At 61.4% G+C, this 14,714-nt stretch carries 17 protein-coding genes; 4 read left to right on the forward strand and 13 right to left on the reverse strand.

Annotated features, from left to right (window positions below; all coding sequences use genetic code 11):
• Nucleotides 1-44: 44 nt before the first annotated feature.
• The 3 genes from ACR3EQ_RS11330 to ACR3EQ_RS11340 all read right to left on the reverse strand — a co-directional run bounded on the left by ACR3EQ_RS11330 (nucleotide 45) and on the right by ACR3EQ_RS11340 (nucleotide 5,264).
• A complete protein-coding gene (locus ACR3EQ_RS11330) occupies nucleotides 45-3,500 on the reverse strand; it encodes an AAA family ATPase (RefSeq protein WP_170611982.1) in 3,456 nt (1,151 codons plus the stop codon).
• A gap of 141 nt (nucleotides 3,501-3,641) precedes the next feature.
• On the reverse strand, nucleotides 3,642-4,028 hold the full coding sequence (locus tag ACR3EQ_RS11335) for a hypothetical protein (RefSeq protein WP_480490672.1): 387 nt from the start codon (nucleotides 4,026-4,028) through the stop codon (nucleotides 3,642-3,644).
• A 42-nt stretch (nucleotides 4,029-4,070) separates the two neighbouring features.
• Nucleotides 4,071-5,264, reverse strand: coding sequence for an aminotransferase-like domain-containing protein (locus tag ACR3EQ_RS11340; RefSeq protein WP_480490673.1), 1,194 nt, complete (start codon nucleotides 5,262-5,264; stop codon nucleotides 4,071-4,073).
• A 157-nt stretch (nucleotides 5,265-5,421) separates the two neighbouring features.
• Here ACR3EQ_RS11340 and ACR3EQ_RS11345 point away from each other — a divergent pair, with 157 nt between their 5' ends.
• Complete coding sequence (locus ACR3EQ_RS11345) at nucleotides 5,422-6,192, forward strand: FCD domain-containing protein (RefSeq protein WP_170611988.1); 771 nt, start codon at nucleotides 5,422-5,424, stop codon at nucleotides 6,190-6,192.
• 83 nt (nucleotides 6,193-6,275) lie between these two features.
• Here the strand turns inward: ACR3EQ_RS11345 and ACR3EQ_RS11350 are convergent, their stop codons facing one another.
• From ACR3EQ_RS11350 to ACR3EQ_RS11375, 6 genes are all read right to left on the reverse strand, one after another.
• On the reverse strand, nucleotides 6,276-6,836 hold the full coding sequence (locus tag ACR3EQ_RS11350; RefSeq protein WP_480490675.1) for a F0F1 ATP synthase subunit B: 561 nt from the start codon (nucleotides 6,834-6,836) through the stop codon (nucleotides 6,276-6,278).
• 5 nt (nucleotides 6,837-6,841) lie between these two features.
• The gene (locus ACR3EQ_RS11355; protein WP_170611991.1) at nucleotides 6,842-7,393 is read right to left on the reverse strand and encodes a F0F1 ATP synthase subunit B'; all 552 of its coding nucleotides are present in this window, start codon (nucleotides 7,391-7,393) and stop codon (nucleotides 6,842-6,844) included.
• Between the two features lie 86 nt (nucleotides 7,394-7,479).
• Nucleotides 7,480-7,704: a F0F1 ATP synthase subunit C gene (locus ACR3EQ_RS11360; protein WP_005981269.1), complete on the reverse strand. Its 225-nt coding sequence runs from the start codon at nucleotides 7,702-7,704 to the stop codon at nucleotides 7,480-7,482.
• Between the two features lie 48 nt (nucleotides 7,705-7,752).
• Complete coding sequence (locus tag ACR3EQ_RS11365) at nucleotides 7,753-8,511, reverse strand: F0F1 ATP synthase subunit A (RefSeq protein ID WP_170611993.1); 759 nt, start codon at nucleotides 8,509-8,511, stop codon at nucleotides 7,753-7,755.
• Nucleotides 8,512-8,513: 2 nt separating this feature from the next.
• Nucleotides 8,514-8,846: an AtpZ/AtpI family protein gene (locus ACR3EQ_RS11370; protein ID WP_170611995.1), complete on the reverse strand. Its 333-nt coding sequence runs from the start codon at nucleotides 8,844-8,846 to the stop codon at nucleotides 8,514-8,516.
• Nucleotides 8,847-9,030: 184 nt separating this feature from the next.
• Nucleotides 9,031-9,942 (reverse strand): DMT family transporter, encoded by a 912-nt coding sequence (locus ACR3EQ_RS11375; protein WP_480490677.1) that lies wholly within the window; start codon nucleotides 9,940-9,942, stop codon nucleotides 9,031-9,033.
• 83 nt (nucleotides 9,943-10,025) lie between these two features.
• Between ACR3EQ_RS11375 and ACR3EQ_RS11380 the strand changes: the two genes are divergently transcribed.
• Nucleotides 10,026-10,358 (forward strand): ArsR/SmtB family transcription factor, encoded by a 333-nt coding sequence (locus ACR3EQ_RS11380; protein WP_170619201.1) that lies wholly within the window; start codon nucleotides 10,026-10,028, stop codon nucleotides 10,356-10,358.
• A gap of 6 nt (nucleotides 10,359-10,364) precedes the next feature.
• On the opposite strand, the gene ACR3EQ_RS11385 is transcribed toward ACR3EQ_RS11380, so the two are convergent.
• Genes ACR3EQ_RS11385 through ACR3EQ_RS11395 form a run of 3 tightly spaced genes read right to left on the reverse strand, consistent with a single transcriptional unit; the run spans nucleotide 10,365 to nucleotide 12,652 of the window.
• Nucleotides 10,365-10,778: a universal stress protein gene (locus ACR3EQ_RS11385; protein WP_480490679.1), complete on the reverse strand. Its 414-nt coding sequence runs from the start codon at nucleotides 10,776-10,778 to the stop codon at nucleotides 10,365-10,367.
• Between the two features lie 60 nt (nucleotides 10,779-10,838).
• A complete protein-coding gene (locus tag ACR3EQ_RS11390) occupies nucleotides 10,839-11,777 on the reverse strand; it encodes a DMT family transporter (RefSeq protein WP_480440581.1) in 939 nt (312 codons plus the stop codon).
• Nucleotides 11,774-12,652: a LysR family transcriptional regulator gene (locus ACR3EQ_RS11395; protein WP_170612003.1), complete on the reverse strand. Its 879-nt coding sequence runs from the start codon at nucleotides 12,650-12,652 to the stop codon at nucleotides 11,774-11,776. The genes ACR3EQ_RS11390 and ACR3EQ_RS11395 overlap by 4 nt, the downstream gene beginning before the upstream one ends.
• Nucleotides 12,653-12,771: 119 nt before the next feature.
• On the opposite strand from ACR3EQ_RS11395, the gene ACR3EQ_RS11400 reads away from it, so the two are divergent.
• The gene (locus ACR3EQ_RS11400; protein WP_170825217.1) at nucleotides 12,772-13,353 is read left to right on the forward strand and encodes an FMN-dependent NADH-azoreductase; all 582 of its coding nucleotides are present in this window, start codon (nucleotides 12,772-12,774) and stop codon (nucleotides 13,351-13,353) included.
• A gap of 160 nt (nucleotides 13,354-13,513) precedes the next feature.
• On the opposite strand, the gene ACR3EQ_RS11405 is transcribed toward ACR3EQ_RS11400, so the two are convergent.
• On the reverse strand, nucleotides 13,514-14,044 hold the full coding sequence (locus ACR3EQ_RS11405; RefSeq protein ID WP_480490681.1) for a prolyl-tRNA synthetase associated domain-containing protein: 531 nt from the start codon (nucleotides 14,042-14,044) through the stop codon (nucleotides 13,514-13,516).
• Nucleotides 14,045-14,130: 86 nt separating this feature from the next.
• Here ACR3EQ_RS11405 and ACR3EQ_RS11410 point away from each other — a divergent pair, with 86 nt between their 5' ends.
• Nucleotides 14,131-14,649 (forward strand): hypothetical protein, encoded by a 519-nt coding sequence (locus ACR3EQ_RS11410; RefSeq protein ID WP_480490683.1) that lies wholly within the window; start codon nucleotides 14,131-14,133, stop codon nucleotides 14,647-14,649.
• The last annotated feature ends 65 nt before the right edge of the window (nucleotides 14,650-14,714 follow it).

Here is a 14,714-nt window from a genome sequence, read left to right on the forward strand (position 1 = left end):
TACCCTGCGCGGGTCTGAATTGGGCATGACATTGCAGTGATGGATCAGGCGACCATCTGCTCGGCCTTCTTGAGGTCGACCGAGACCAGTTGGCTGACGCCCTGCTCCTGCATGGTCACGCCAAACAGCCGGTCCATCCGCGCCATGGTCACGGCGTGGTGGGTGATGATCAGGAAGCGCGTGTCGGTCTGGCGGCACATCTCGTCCAGCAGATCGCAGAAGCGCGTGACGTTGGCGTCATCCAGCGGCGCGTCAACTTCGTCCAGCACACAGATCGGTGCGGGGTTGGCGAGGAAGACGCCGAAGATCAGCGCCGTCGCCGTCAGCGTCTGCTCACCGCCCGACAGCAGGCTGAGGGTCGAGAGTTTCTTGCCCGGCGGCTGGCACATGATCTCAAGCCCCGCGTCCAGCGGATCGTCGCTTTCGACCATGACCAGATTGGCCTCACCGCCGCCAAACAGGTGTTTGAACAGCATGGCGAAGTTCGCGTTCACCTGTTCGAATGCGGTCAGCAGCCGTTCGCGCCCTTCGCGGTTGAGGCTGGCGATGCCGCTGCGCAGGGCCTTGATCGCTTCTTCCAGGTCGGCCTTTTCGCTGTTCAGGGTGTCGAACTCCTCCTGAACCTCCTTGGCATCCTCTTCGGCGCGCAGGTTCACCGCGCCCATCGCGTCGCGCTGACGCTTGTGGCGGTTCACTTCGGCCTCCAGCGCATCTGCGGCGGGCATCTGGTCGGGGTTCGTGTCCAACCGGTTCAGCAGCTGGTTCGGGGTCAGTTGCTGATCCTCGGCAATGCGTTCGGCTGCGGCAACGACGCTTTCTTTCGCCGCATCACAGCGCGCTTCGGCGGCGGCGCGGGATTCGCGGGCTTCCGAGGCATGGCGTTCCGCCTCGCGCTCGGCCAGGACCACCTCGCGCTGCTGGGTCTCGGCCTCAGCCAGTTTGTCGGCGGCCTCGGCCCGGCGGGCCTCCGCCGCTTCGATCAGTTCGTTTAACTCCTCGCGGGCCTCGGCAATCTCGCCGGGGGCGGCCATAGCATCGGACAGTTCCTCTTCCGAGCTTTCCTTGCGTTCAGCCAGTTCTGAGATACGCTTTTCCGCCGTCTCCAGACGGTGCTTCCAACCGCTGAGGTCTTTCGTCACTTCTTGCGAGCGTCGGGTCCGCGCCTCGCCCTCTCGGCGCAATTCGTCATGGGTCGAGCGGTGGGTCAGCATTGTGATCCGCGCCGCCTCGACCGTCTGCTTGATGTCCTCGACCTGCGCCCGGGCACTGTCGAGGTCGCCCAGACCGCTCAATGCGCCTTCGGCCTCGCGCAGCTGGACCCGGGCGGACATGGCGTCCTCTTTATGGCGATCCACTGCAAGGGACAGGGTTTCCAGCTTGCCCTGCGCCAGGTTGCGGTCGGCCTCCGCCCGGCTCAGCAGGCGGGCGGTTTCGGCCATGCGCTGATCGGCGGCACGGCGGGCTTCGCGCGCGCGGCGATCGGCTTCGGTCACGTCCGCCAGTTGCCGAGACAGCGCCTCGTGCGCGGCGCGGGCACCATCGGCCTGCGCTTCGGTACGGGTCAGTTCCTGCTTCAACTCTTCCAGCTTGTTGAGCTGTTCAAGCCGTAGGGCCGCCGCGCTTGGCGCATCCTCGGCCCAGGCCCGGAACCCGTCCCAGCGCCACAAATCGCCCGACCGCGACACCAACCGCTGACCGGGCTTCAGAGAAGCTTGCAGTCGCGCGCCCAGATCGGCATCCACCAACCCGATCTGTGCGATCCGCCGGCTTAAGCGATCCGGCCCCGAGACATGCAGCGCCAGCGGTTCCGCACCGTCGGGCAAGGGCTGATCATTGTCATATCCCGCAACCTGAACCCAGCCGGAAGGACCGTCGCCTTCGACCAGGGGCGCGCGCAGATCGTCGGCCAACGCAGCCCCCAGCGCCTTTTCATAGCCCGGCGCCACACGCAGCAGATCAAGCACCTGCCCGCCTTCGGCCGTATCCCGTTCGACCAGTTTGGCCAGCGCCATGGTTTCCGCGCGAATGGCCCCCAACTCCCCTTCGGCTTCGGACCTTTGCGCGCGGGCTTCCGCTTCGCGGGCCTGCGTGTCGTTGCGCAGCTCGTCAGCGGAGGCCAGAGCTTCCTCGGCGGCTTCGGCGGCTTCGCGGGCTTCTTCCTCACCGTCCTGCGCGGCCTCAAAGGCTTCGCTGGCACGGGTCAGGGCAGCTTTGGCCTCATCCACGGCGGCGCGCGCCTTGTCTTCTTCGACCTCAGAGCGGGACAGGGTCTTGCGGCTGTCCTCGACCAGCCGCTGCGCCGACTGGTGGCGGGCGACGAGGCGGGCCATGTCCTCGGTTTCCTGCGACAGGTGATCTTCGCGGTTCTGCAGCACGGATGCGGCTTCGCGCGCGATTTCGGCAGCCTCGGAGACTTTGTCGTCATGACCTTCGGCCGCTTTGGCCAGCTCACGGGCTTCCCATTCCAGACGCTCGATCATCTCGCCTGCGTCGCGGTTCAGCCCGGCTTCGCGCTCGATATCGTTGCCGAGTTGCTTGATGCGGTTGGTCAGGGTTTCGATGGTTTGGCGTGCGCGGGATTCCTGATCGGAAAGCTGGTCGCGCTGAACCTGCTGGCGCTGCAGGACGGCGGCGGCGATGGCTTCTTCCTCGCGCAGCGGTGGCAGGGTTTCTTCGATCTCGGCGCGTTTGGCGGCAGCCGCGCGGGCTTCGGCCTCGGCGCGCGAGGCTTCGGTGATGCGCTCGCGCAGTTTTTCCTCGGCCTGCTGGCGGGCCATGTCGGCCTCTTTCCAACGACGATACAGCAACATCCCTTCAGCCTGCCGCAGTTGTTCGCCGATCTCGCGATAGCGGGCGGCCTGGCGGGCCTGACGGGCGAGTTGCGCCAGTTGGGTGCCCAATTGTTCCAGCACATCATCGACCCGGGTCAGGTTGGCTTCGGTTCCTTTCAATTTCAGCTCGGCCTCGTGCCGGCGCTGATACAGGCCCGAGATACCCGCCGCCTCTTCAAGAATGCGGCGGCGCGCGCGGGGTTTGGCGTTGATCAGTTCGGCGATGCGGTTTTGGCCGACCAGCGCCGGTGAATGTGCACCGGTCGAGGCATCGGCGAACAGCATCTGCACGTCACGGGCGCGCACGTCCTTGCCGTTGGTCTTGTAGGCGCTGCCCACATCGCGGGTGATGCGGCGGACGATCTCAAGCTGGTCGCTCTCGTTGAACCCGGATGGCGCCAGACGTTCCGAGTTGTCCATGGTCAGGACCACTTCGGCGAAATTGCGGGCGGGGCGCGTGGCAGCGCCGGCAAAAATCACATCCTCCATAGCGCCGCCGCGCATGGATTTCGGGCGGTTTTCCCCCATGACCCAGCGCAGTGCCTCGAGCAGATTGGACTTGCCGCATCCATTCGGACCCACAACACCGGTCAACCCGTCCGCGATGATCAGATCGGTCGGATCAACAAAGCTTTTGAAGCCGGTCAGTTTGAGTTTGCTAAAGCGCAATGGCCGCTGGGTCCCGTGATTCCTATGAGTAGGAAGTCTGCGCAACCGAAGGGGGAGGTGTCAACGGAGATACGCAGTATATGGACCAATGATCCGAGTTATCCACAATATCTTGCCAAATCTCGCAACAATCCGCGCGTTTCAATAAGGGGTGCATTCATACACCGCATAGTCGAATCCCCCATAGCTGATACACTCATAGTTCGGACGCGAGATCGCCGTCAGCAATAGCCGCTCGCCCATTTCCCGGTCGCAGCCCAGAACGCCGACCGTCACTGCGGCATCGCCCAGCACGTCCAGGATCGGGCAGCCCGATACCTGCGCCATGGCCAGCGCCGCGCGATCGCGGATCGGTCCCAGACGCGGGGCGTATTGCGTGTTCACCCGCACCGCTTCGACCAGTTCGTTGCGCACACGCACATCGAACACGCTGCCATTGACGGCAACACGGGTGGCCGGGAGGTTGCGAAAATAGGGCGTGCCAGCCGAACAGGCCGCCAGCAGCAACAGGGCAAGCAAACGGATCATGCCGCAGTCTTGCGGCAATCTGGTTAACGTTTCCTTTCCGGATCAGGCGCGCAGGGCCTCGCCCAACCGGCGTACGCCTTCACGGATGGTCTCTTCGTCCGAGTTCGAGAAGCTGAGGCGGATGGTGTTTGTGCCAGAGCCGTCGGGGAAAAACGCGTGCCCCGGCACAAAGGCAACCTTCACCGTCTCCAATGCCCGCGCCAGCAGGTCGGCGCCGTTGATCTCTTTCGGCAGGGTCAGCCAGATGAACATGCCGCCTTCGGGGCGGGTCCATGCGACACCCTCAGGCATGTGCTCCTTCAGCGCCGCCAGCATCGCATCGCGACGCGCGCCATAGACGCGGCGCAGCAAGGGGATATGCGTGTCGAAACAGGCTTGTGCCACCTGGTGCACCGCCATCTGGTTGATCGTGGCCGAATGCAGATCTGCGGCCTGTTTCATCAGCACCAGCCGTGAAATCACCGGTTTGGCCGCCACCACCCAACCCATGCGCAGGCCCGGCGACAGGGTTTTCGAGAAGCTTCCGCAATAGATGGTGCGGCACGCTTCGATCGACCTTTTGCGGGCCAGTTCCAGCGCCAGAACGGGCGGGATCGGATCGCCGTCATAGCGCAGGGCCTGATAGGCGCCGTCCTCGATTATCGCGCAGTCCAGATCCTCGGCCAGATCCAGCAGGGTTTCGCGCCCACGCAGGTCGACCGTTTCGCCGGTGGGGTTGGCAAAATCCGGGGACAGGTAGGCAAACTTGACCGCGCCCTGACCTGCTGCCGCTGCATATTCGTCGGCCCCGCGGTTGCCATTGATGCTGAGTTTGTCAAAACGCGGCTCGTAGGCATTGAAAGCCGCCAGCGCGCCCAGATAGGTGGGCCACCCGACGAGGGCCGTATCCCCGGGCGACAGGAACAGCTTACCCAGATAATCCAGCGCCTGCTGCGACCCCGAGGTGATCAGGATGTTGTCGATGCCGCATTCGACCCCGATCGCACGCATATGATCCCCCAGCCACTGGCGCAGCGGCACGTAACCTTCGCTGACCGAATACTGCAGGGCCTGCGCCCTTTGTTCGGGGGACAACGCGGCCTGAAAGGCTTGTGCAAAGGCGTCCGCCGGGAACAGCGCCGGGTCCGGTATGCCGCCTGCAAAGGAAATGATGTCCGGCTGATCCAGCAGTTTCAGCAATTCGCGGATCTCGGATGCCTTCATCCGGGATGCGCGGGTGGCATAAAGCTTGTCCATGGCAATCGACCTCCTCAGCCTGTTACGGCGGCACGCTATTCACGTTTGCATTAAAGTCAATATTGCTGACCTATTATTTCAATCATCGTGATGGCGCATTCTTGCACATGGGCCGAATACGTGGTCATGTTAGTTGACCAATTTCACGTGATGACCGATGCCCTTTCACAAAGTTCAAAGCGAAAAGCTGTCTCTGGCCGTGGTCCGGCAGATCGAATTGCTGATATTGCGCGGGATTCTGCGCCCCGGAGAGCGCCTGCCGGCGGAAAGGGAACTGGCCGACCGGATGGGTGTCTCGCGCCCGTCTTTGCGTGACGCGATATCGGAATTGCAGGATCAGGGGTTGCTGACGGCCAAAGCGGGATCTGGCATTTATGTTGCCGATGTTCTGGGCTCGGCCTTCTCGCCGGGTCTGATCCGTCTGTTCGGCAGCCATGACGAGGCCGTGTTCGACTATCTGTCGTTTCGGCGGGATATGGAGGGGCTGGCGGCCGAGCGCGCGGCCCGGCTGGGATCAGAAAGCGATCTGAAGGTGGTGCAGGCGATCATCGACAAGATGGAAGCCGCCCATGCCCGCAACGCCGCCGAGGAAGAGGCAAATCTGGACGCGCAGTTCCACATGGCGATCATCGAAGCCAGCCACAACGTGGTCATGCTGCACATGATGCGGTCGATGTACGATCTGCTGCGTCAGGGCGTCTTCTACAACCGACAGGTGATGTTCCAGCAACGCACCAACCGAGAGGCCATTCTGGAACAGCACCGCGCCATCAATACCGCCCTGCAGGACCGCGATCCGCAGGGGGCGCGGCAGGCGGTCGAGCAGCATCTGAGCTTTGTTGAACAATGTCTGGCGGATCAGCAGAAAGCGCTGCGGAACGAGGCGATTGCCCAACAGCGACTGGAGCATGAAACCGGCAAGCCCTGACGGCTTAACTCGGGACTGTACGGAAACAAAAAAACCCGAAGGCCAGCGGCTTTCGGGTTTTCCTTGATCACGATGTGATACGGTTAGTGAAGCTTTTCACCAACGTCGGCAATGGATGCGTCGATCAGCTTGTTGGCCTGCGTCGCAGTCATCTGCTTGGCCAGAACGGCGTTCGCGGCGGAAACCGCAATCGTAATGGCCTGATCACGGACTTCCTTTACGGCCGAAGCTTCGGCCGATGCGATCTGATCCTGTGCGGCCGCCAGACGACGGGCAATGGATTTCTCCAGATCGACCTTGGCCTGTTCCACCGCCAGTGCCGCATCGTCTTTCGCCGCCGCCACAATCGCGTCTGCCTGAGTCTGCACCTCGCGCTGCTTGCGCTCGTACGAGGCCAGCAGGCTGCGGGCTTCTTCGTGCAGGGCGCGGGCTTCGTCGAGTTCCGACTTGATGCCTTCGGCCCGTTTGTCCAGGGCACCGCCGATCAGGCCGGGAACCTTGAAGTAGAACAGGACCGCAATGAAGACGATAAAGCCCAGAAGGACGACAAAGTCGGTATTGCCAAGCGAGAAGAACGGGCCGCTCGCGGCCAGAGCCGGGCTGGCGGCACCGAGGGTCAGGATAAGAGCAAGAGTGTTGCGCATGTCACTTATCCTTTCATCTGTGCGTCAACTGCACCGTCGATGGCTTTGGCATCCGCCTCGCCGCCCAGTGCGGTAACCAGTTCAGCTGCCGTATCCTTGGCAACCACTTGAATGCTTTCCAGCGCACCGGCACGGATGTCGGCAATTGCCTTTTCCGATTCAGCCGCCTTTGCAGCGATTTCCGCGTCCGCCTTGGCAATCGCGTCATCCAGATCGGCCTGGATTTCCGCGCGTGCTTCGGCAGCGATACGCTGCGCTTCGGCACGGGCATCGGCCAGTGCCTTGTTATAGGCCTCTTCAGCCTCGACCGCTTTGGCCTTCAGATCTTCGGCCGCAGCCAGGTCATTTGTAATGGTCCCCTGGCGTTCAGCCAGGATTGCCGCGATGCGCGGCAAGGCCACGCGGGACAGGACCAGAAAGATGACGACCAGCGTAATGACCAGCCAGAAAATCTGGTTGGGGAACCAATCGAAGCAGAGCTGCGGCATCCCGATGGCTGAGCCATAGGAGTCGACGCACGAGCCAACTACTTCTTCGCTAATGGGTTCAGTCGCCATGATGTCCTCCGTCGGAACGTTGTCTTTACAACAGGTGGGCCGCTATGGCTTGGACCCACCTGCGCGTAAGGATCAGGTTCCGCAGATTAGACGGCGAACATCAGCAGCAGCGAGACCAGGAATGCGAAGATCCCCAGGGCTTCTGCGAATGCGATACCGATGAACAGGGTTGCGGTCTGCGATGCAGCCGCCGAAGGGTTGCGCAGGGCGCCGGCCAGGAAGTTGCCTGCAACATTGCCCACCCCGATTGCGGCTGCGCCGGAACCGATTGCTGCCAGGCCTGCGCCGATGTGTGCGAGATCGCCTTCCATGATGTATCTCCTTACGAATTGGAAGTTTCGATGTTGGGGTATCGGACCTTAGTGGGAAGGATGCAGTGCATCTTTCAGATAAACACAGGTCAGAATGGTGAATACGTAGGCCTGGATGAAGGCCACCAGGACCTCGAGGCCGTACATTGCGGTGATCGCCAGAACGGACACGGGCGAGATCACGGCAACCGCGGCAAAGCCCGCGAACACCTTGATAACCGCGTGGCCTGCCATGACGTTACCGGCAAGACGAATGGAGTGGCTGACGGGGCGCACGAAGTACGAAATCAGCTCGATGATCGCCAGAATGGGGCGCAGTGCCAGTGGCGCGCTCGAGACCCAGAACAGGCCCAGGAACCCGGCACCGTTCTTGACGAAACCCAGAATGGTCACGGTCAGGAACACGGCCAGCGCCAGCGGGATGGTGACCGCGAAGTGTGACGTGGTTGTAAACGAGGTCGGGATCAGGCCCAGGAAGTTCGCGGAGACGATGAACATGAACAAGGTCATGACATAGGGGAAGAACTTGACGCCTTCCTTGCCGCAGATGTCTTCCAGCATCTTGTAGATGAAGCCGTAGGTCAGCTCGGCGATCGACTGCATCCGGCTGGGCACAATCGCGCGTTTCGATGTAGGCAGAACCAGCAGAGCCGCAACAGCAAGCACCGCGAAGAACAGCCACAGGGTCACGTTGGTGACTGTGAACATGCCCACCGCACCGTCGCCGAACAACGGCTTGACGATGAACTGGTCCATCGGGTGGAATACCAGGCTGCTGCCTTCTGCTGCGGTGGTCTCAGTCGCCACGTTCAGTCCCTCTCGTCCTTCTCGGCAGCCGTCGCCGCCGCTTGTTTCTCTTGAGCCTCTTTCGCGCTGCGGAGCATAACCTTCACGCCCGCGACAAGGCCCAGCAATGTGAACAGCACCAGAAAGATCGGGATCGTCCCGAGCAGGCTGTCCAGCCCGTATCCGATGCCAAATCCGATCCCCAGACCGGATACCATTTCGATGACCATCCTCCAGGCAAGCTCGCCCCCGGATATGTCAGCATCTGCGCGGGCCTTTGGCTGTTTGGCCTTTTTCGCCGCATCGATCTTGGCCTCCAGCTGCGCCATACGCTGCTTTTGGTCGTCATCGGTCACGGGCGTTTTCCTCGCACAGTCTTGGGCATGGTGCTAAGGCGCACGGGGCGCAGAGTCAACGATCTTGAAGGGTCAGCATTTTGCCAATCAAGCTGCTGTTATTATTAATAATATTTTCAAATTAGAATCCCGCATGATCGTCGCGAATTGCTCAATCCCGGGCAAAATGCCGGATTCCGCATATTCAACCTGTTGGTTGATCTTTGTCCTGCACCCCGGACCGCCAGCGCCGAACAATACGCCCGTCGATCAGCAACAGGCCCAGCAGGATCGCCACCATGCCCATCAGATGCTCAGGGAGCAGCACCTCTCCCAGCACCCATGTTCCCAGCACCAGCGCCGAGACCGGTGCAACCAGTGTCACGGTCGACATGTTGGTAGGCCCGACCTTGGGCAACAGCCAGTAGAAGGTAATAAAGGCGGCCGAGGTCAGAACAAATCCGATCATCATCAGCGACAGCCATGTCTCGGTCCGCGTCACATGTGACAGCCCTTCCTGCCACAGCGCAAGCGGTGTGATGGCCAGCGTCGCACCTGTCAGGGCCAGCGCAACCAGCACCACGGGTTGCATGTCGCGGAAAGCCCGCGCGAGATTGAAGGAGAACGCATAACAGATCGGGGCGCAAACGGTCAGCAGGATGGCCCAGAACTCGGACGTCGCCCCGGCGCGCAGTACAGGCAATGACAGCAGCACAATGCCAGAAAAGCCGCAGACGACCCCGAGAGATTTCAGCCATGTCGCGCGTTCACCACCCGGCCAGTAATGCGAGACGATGACCGCAAAGGCAGGTGTCGTCGCGTTGACGATCCCGGCAACGCCTGAGGCGATATGCTGTTGCGCCAGTGCGTAAAACGCGAATGGTCCGGCATAGCTGAGCGCACCAAAGCCCAACAGCCCAAGCGCCCTCCTTGCGGTCAGATGCACCGGCAGGCGGGCGCCCGCGACGTAAACCCAGCACCCCAGCGCACCGAAGGCGACCCGGCCCATCGACACCGAAAGCGGCCCCAGTTCCCGCAGCAATATGGCGTTGAACATGAAGGACATGCCCCAGCCGATGCCAAGGATGCTGATCACCAGCCAGTATCTGAGTGCCATTGCATTCCCCCGTCCGGTCGCTGGGGCACAGTGACGGTTTGGCGGAAATTGTCAAACCGGATGCGGCGTATTAGGAAAGACAAATGTCCGACCAACTCGACACCGTATTTGCTGCCCTCGCCGACCCGACCAGGCGCGCCATTCTGGCGATGCTGCTGGAGGATGATATGGCGGTCACAGACGTGGCTGAGCCGTTCGAGATGTCGCTGGCCGCGATCTCGAAGCATCTGGTCATCCTGACCAGGGCCGGGCTGATCTCGCAGGAAAAACGGGGCCGCGTGAAATGGTGCAAGCTGGAACCCGATGCGCTGCGGGCGGCATCCGTCTGGATGCAGGGCTTCGGGCAGTTCGAACCGGTCAACCTGGATGCGTTCGAACGATTTCTGGAGATTGAACTGCCCACGCCCGAGGACTAAACCAGCTTACCGGACGACAAACACCGACACGCTGGCATGTTTTGCCAGATAGCCGGCGTGGCTTGAAAAGATATAGTCCATGATCCGGGGGGCATGGGTACCCACCACAATCAGGTCCGCGCCGATCTCGTCGGCTGCACGGGTCAGATCACCGTCAAGTTCAGCGCCGACATCAACGGAATGAATATTGCGGAACGCCACTTCGGCACCGCTTTTCTCGGCCAGTTCACTGGCGAAATCCTGCAGGTCCTGATTGATGGCCGCCTCGAACTGACCGGGTTCGCCCGGTTGGGTTCCGGTCACGCTGACGATGGTGATCCTGGCCCCTTGCCACTGGGCGACCTGCGCGGCGACGTCAGCCGCCTTGCGGACCTCGGGCGGCAGATGCAGATCGACGGGGAACATGATGTGGTTGTACATGATGATTTCCTCCTTGCCCAAAAGCATGGAGAAATTCGAATATATGTACCTTGATCTACCTCAAGGGCCGGTTTTGCCCGGATTTGCGTCCGTGTCCGTCGCAGGCACCGCGCCAGCGGGTTCTTCCGGCCTCAGCAACATCAAAAGCGCAACACATGTCATAACCACGCCCACAAGGATCAGTGCCACCGGGGCGCCGTTGCCCAGCGCGATCTCCCACAGGATGACCCAGCTGGGTGTCAGATAAGTATAGGCCATTACCTTGGCCGAGGGCAGATGCAGCGTGGCAAACTGCACCAGCACAAAACTGGCGGCAGTGGCAAAAAGCGAGACATAGAGCAACCCGATCCACACAATGGCAGGCAGGTTTGCCCAGTCGGTCGCCCGTATGTCGGACCAGCCGTAGACCGTCAGGATCAGGCAACCCGCAACAAGGGTGCCAAAGGTGAAGACCACGGCGGGTTCACCCCTGTTGAGGCGGCGTATCATCGGGGTGTAAACCGCATGTGCGACGCAGCCCCAGAAATAGATGATCTCTCCGCCGCCGATCTCGAAGGCCCGGAACGCCTGCCAGTCAGCCCGGAAAATCACCCAAAGCGCCCCGACGGCCCCAACCGCCAGGGCCAGCGCCATGCGGGGCGTGGTGATCTGGCGCAACAGAAACCAGCCCGCGATCGCGGACAATACCGGTGTCAGGGTGAACACCGCAGCAGCACTGACCGGCGGTGCGGTTTTCAGGCCGTAAAACATCAGCACGAAATAGGTGGCGAACAGCCCGCCCAGCACGAAATACCGCCAGGGTGCCCGCGCGGCGCTGCGTGGCAGGCCGGTTGTCGCCATCGCCACGGCACCGATCACCAGTGCCGCAATAGCGAACCTGGCCGCCGTGATCGCCGAAGGCGCAATCTGGTTGGCTATGAGTGAGCCCAGCGAGAAACTGCCGGCCACCAGCATGGAAAACACAAGCATCGCCAGATGGCCGCGGGCCTGAAACGTCACGGCTGCCAGCCTTTGGCCTGCTCCTTGAGGAAGGACAAAAACGCCTGCACCTTCGTTGTGCGATGCAGGTCGACATGCGTGACCAGCCACAGCTTGCCCGACCATTCGGGCAGCGGTTCCATAACTTCGACCAGTTCCGAATCGCGCGAAGCTTCCCACCGGGCCATAAAGCCGATACCGGCACCGGACAGAACCGCCTCGCGCATGCAGAAGTTGTTGGTGCAGCGAAAGGTGATCGCTTGCGCCGGAGCTGTCGCGCGCAACCATTTCGAAAACGGAGCACGGCTGTTTTCATCGTCGGTGCTGACAAAAAAGTGGTCAGCGAAATCCTCGATACCTGCCGGTTTGCCATGCCGCTCTACGTAAGAGTTGCTGGCATAAAGCCCCACCTCCTGTGTTATGAAGGGCTGCACCACATTGTCCGGCTGATCCGGGGCGGCGCCGGCACGAATGGCCACATGCGCTTCGCCATATTCCAGCCGAAACAGCCGGTCGCCGGTGAGGTAACGCACGATCAGGCCCGGATGGGCAGTCTGAAACTCGGTCAAGGCGGGAACGACCAGCGGCGCCAGCGAGGCCAGCGACGTTACCACCAGCTCTCCCGATACGTCGTCGCCACGCCCCTTCATCCGCCCGACCAGCTGATTGAACTGATCTTCGGTCGCCTGTGCGACGCGCAGAAGATCCTCGCCCGCATCCGTTGCCGTATAGCCGCGCGCGTGACGCTGGAACAGTTTTACCCCCAGCCGTGCCTCGATCGCGTCGATGTGACGGATGACGGTCGCGTGATGCACACCCAAAACTTCTGCCGCGCCACTGACGGTGCCCATGCGCGCCACCTGATAGGCGGTTCTGACTTCGTCCCAATTGTCCACTGCATCAAATCCACTGTGCAAATTCCAACAATGACTGTTGGCTTATCAGAGTTTTGTTCACCCACGCAACGCTCATATTGGCGGCAGACGCGAATTCCACATCAATAGGACACCCTGACATGACCAAGACCATCCTGCATATCGACGCCTCGGCCCGCCGCGAAGGATCCGCCACCCGCGACCTGTCAAACCGGATCGTCAACCACCTGAAGGCCGGCCGCATCATCCGCCGCGACCTGGCCTCGCCGCTGCCGCTGCTGACCGAAGACTGGATCAATGCCAACTTCACCCCCGCCGATCAGCGTGACGCGGTCCAGCGTGACCAACTGGCCCTGTCGGACGAACTGGTGAACGAACTTCAGCAGTCCGACATCATCGTGATTGGCCTGCCGATCTACAACTTTTCGGTTCCGGCCGCTTTCAAAGCCTGGATCGATCTGGTTGCCAGAGCCGGGCTTACTTTCTCGTACTCCGAAAACGGTCCAAAAGGCCTGCTGGACGGTAAGCGCGCCATTCTGGCCATTGCTTCGGGCGGTACTGCCGTCGGCTCCGAGATCGACTTTGCCACCGACTATGCCAAGCATGTGCTGGGCTTTGTCGGCATCCATGACGTCGATGTCGTTGCTGCCGACCAACTGGCTCTGGACGCCGAAACATCGCTTAGCAACGCCCACAAGGCGGTTCAGGAACTGGCAGCCTGACCGGCCGTCGCCCGCCGCAAACGAGACGTCCGGCCTTCGTCCAAAAAGCGTAGGCCGGACATTTTTTGATGGGCAGAAACCGCGAGCCCGCCGCAAGAAGCCCTTAGCTTTTTCTGTTCCCTAGTTCCTTTGCCGGAAGCCCGCACCGTCGGGCCTGCGCTCAGGGCAGCCAGGTGACCTGGCAGCCGATCCTGTCGAAGAACGCCATCAGGTCGGCGCGCGCCATTGCCACAGTCCGGTCGTTCACCAGCGGGTGCAGGTAGATCACATCGGCCTGCCGCGCGGCGCCATCCATGAAAAACCGAACGTTGTTCTGAACGCCATTGATCATCGCCAGCGGGCTGACCGCGCCGGGGCGGATGCCAAGGCTCTGCATCAGGCGATCCGCCGAGCCAAAGGACAGGTTCCCGATACCAAGCTCGGCGCCCAGCGCCTTGAGATCAATCTCGCGGTTTTGCTCCAGCGTCACCAGATAGTTCCGCTTTTTCTTGTCGCGCAGATAGAGGTTTTTGAGCCGCAGTGCATTTTCCCCCGGCATCATGAACTGGTCCTCGACCGCCTGAGACTCCTCGACCGTGCGCAGTGGCACGTGGGTATGCAGGCGATAGGACAGCCCCCAATCATCCAACTGCGCCAGCAACGCGTCAGAGCTGAGCGGTAGCGTGTCCTGATAGGCGGATGATGCGTCCATGGGAACCTCCTGTTTGGCGCTCATCGCGCAACACGAGGGCAAATTCAAGCCACGACAGTGCCAGAATTCGGTGTTAGCGTGCCGCCATGAAGGTGACGCGCAATACCCCGGACCAATTGATCCTGTCCAACACGCCCTGGTTTATTGGTGTTATGCTGGTCTTCTTCATCCTCGCCTTTATCGGTGCCGGCCTGTTCATGGTCAGCGAAGGCGGCGAGGGCATTTTGTTCGGCCTGTTCTTTGCCCTGTTCGGTGGCGGGATGGGGATCGGCGCATTCTGTGTCTTTGTGCGCCGCGTTCAGGTTATATTGGACCGCAATAGCAATAGCATCTTGATCCGTCGCCAATCGATCTTTGGGTATGACGCAGTAGAACATGAGTTGTCGAACCTGTCCCATGCTGAGGTGGAAACGACCACCTCGACCCGCGACACGACCACGTCCAAGATGCATCGCCCCGTTCTGATCCTTGAAAAAGGAATGAGCGCTGGACGCCACCCGATTGTCGAAGCCTATGTCAGCGGGCGCGGATCACACCGAATGGTTGACGCCGTCAACGATTGGTTGCCGACCCGCAAGGTTGACTCTGCCAGCCAATCGGCCTAAATCGCCACAAACATCCGGAAGCGTCTGATCTTCCGGTCCCTTGAGTCGTTCAGGGATCGCCCCCC

The sequence above is a fragment of the Ruegeria sp. AN11 genome (assembly GCF_056536005.1).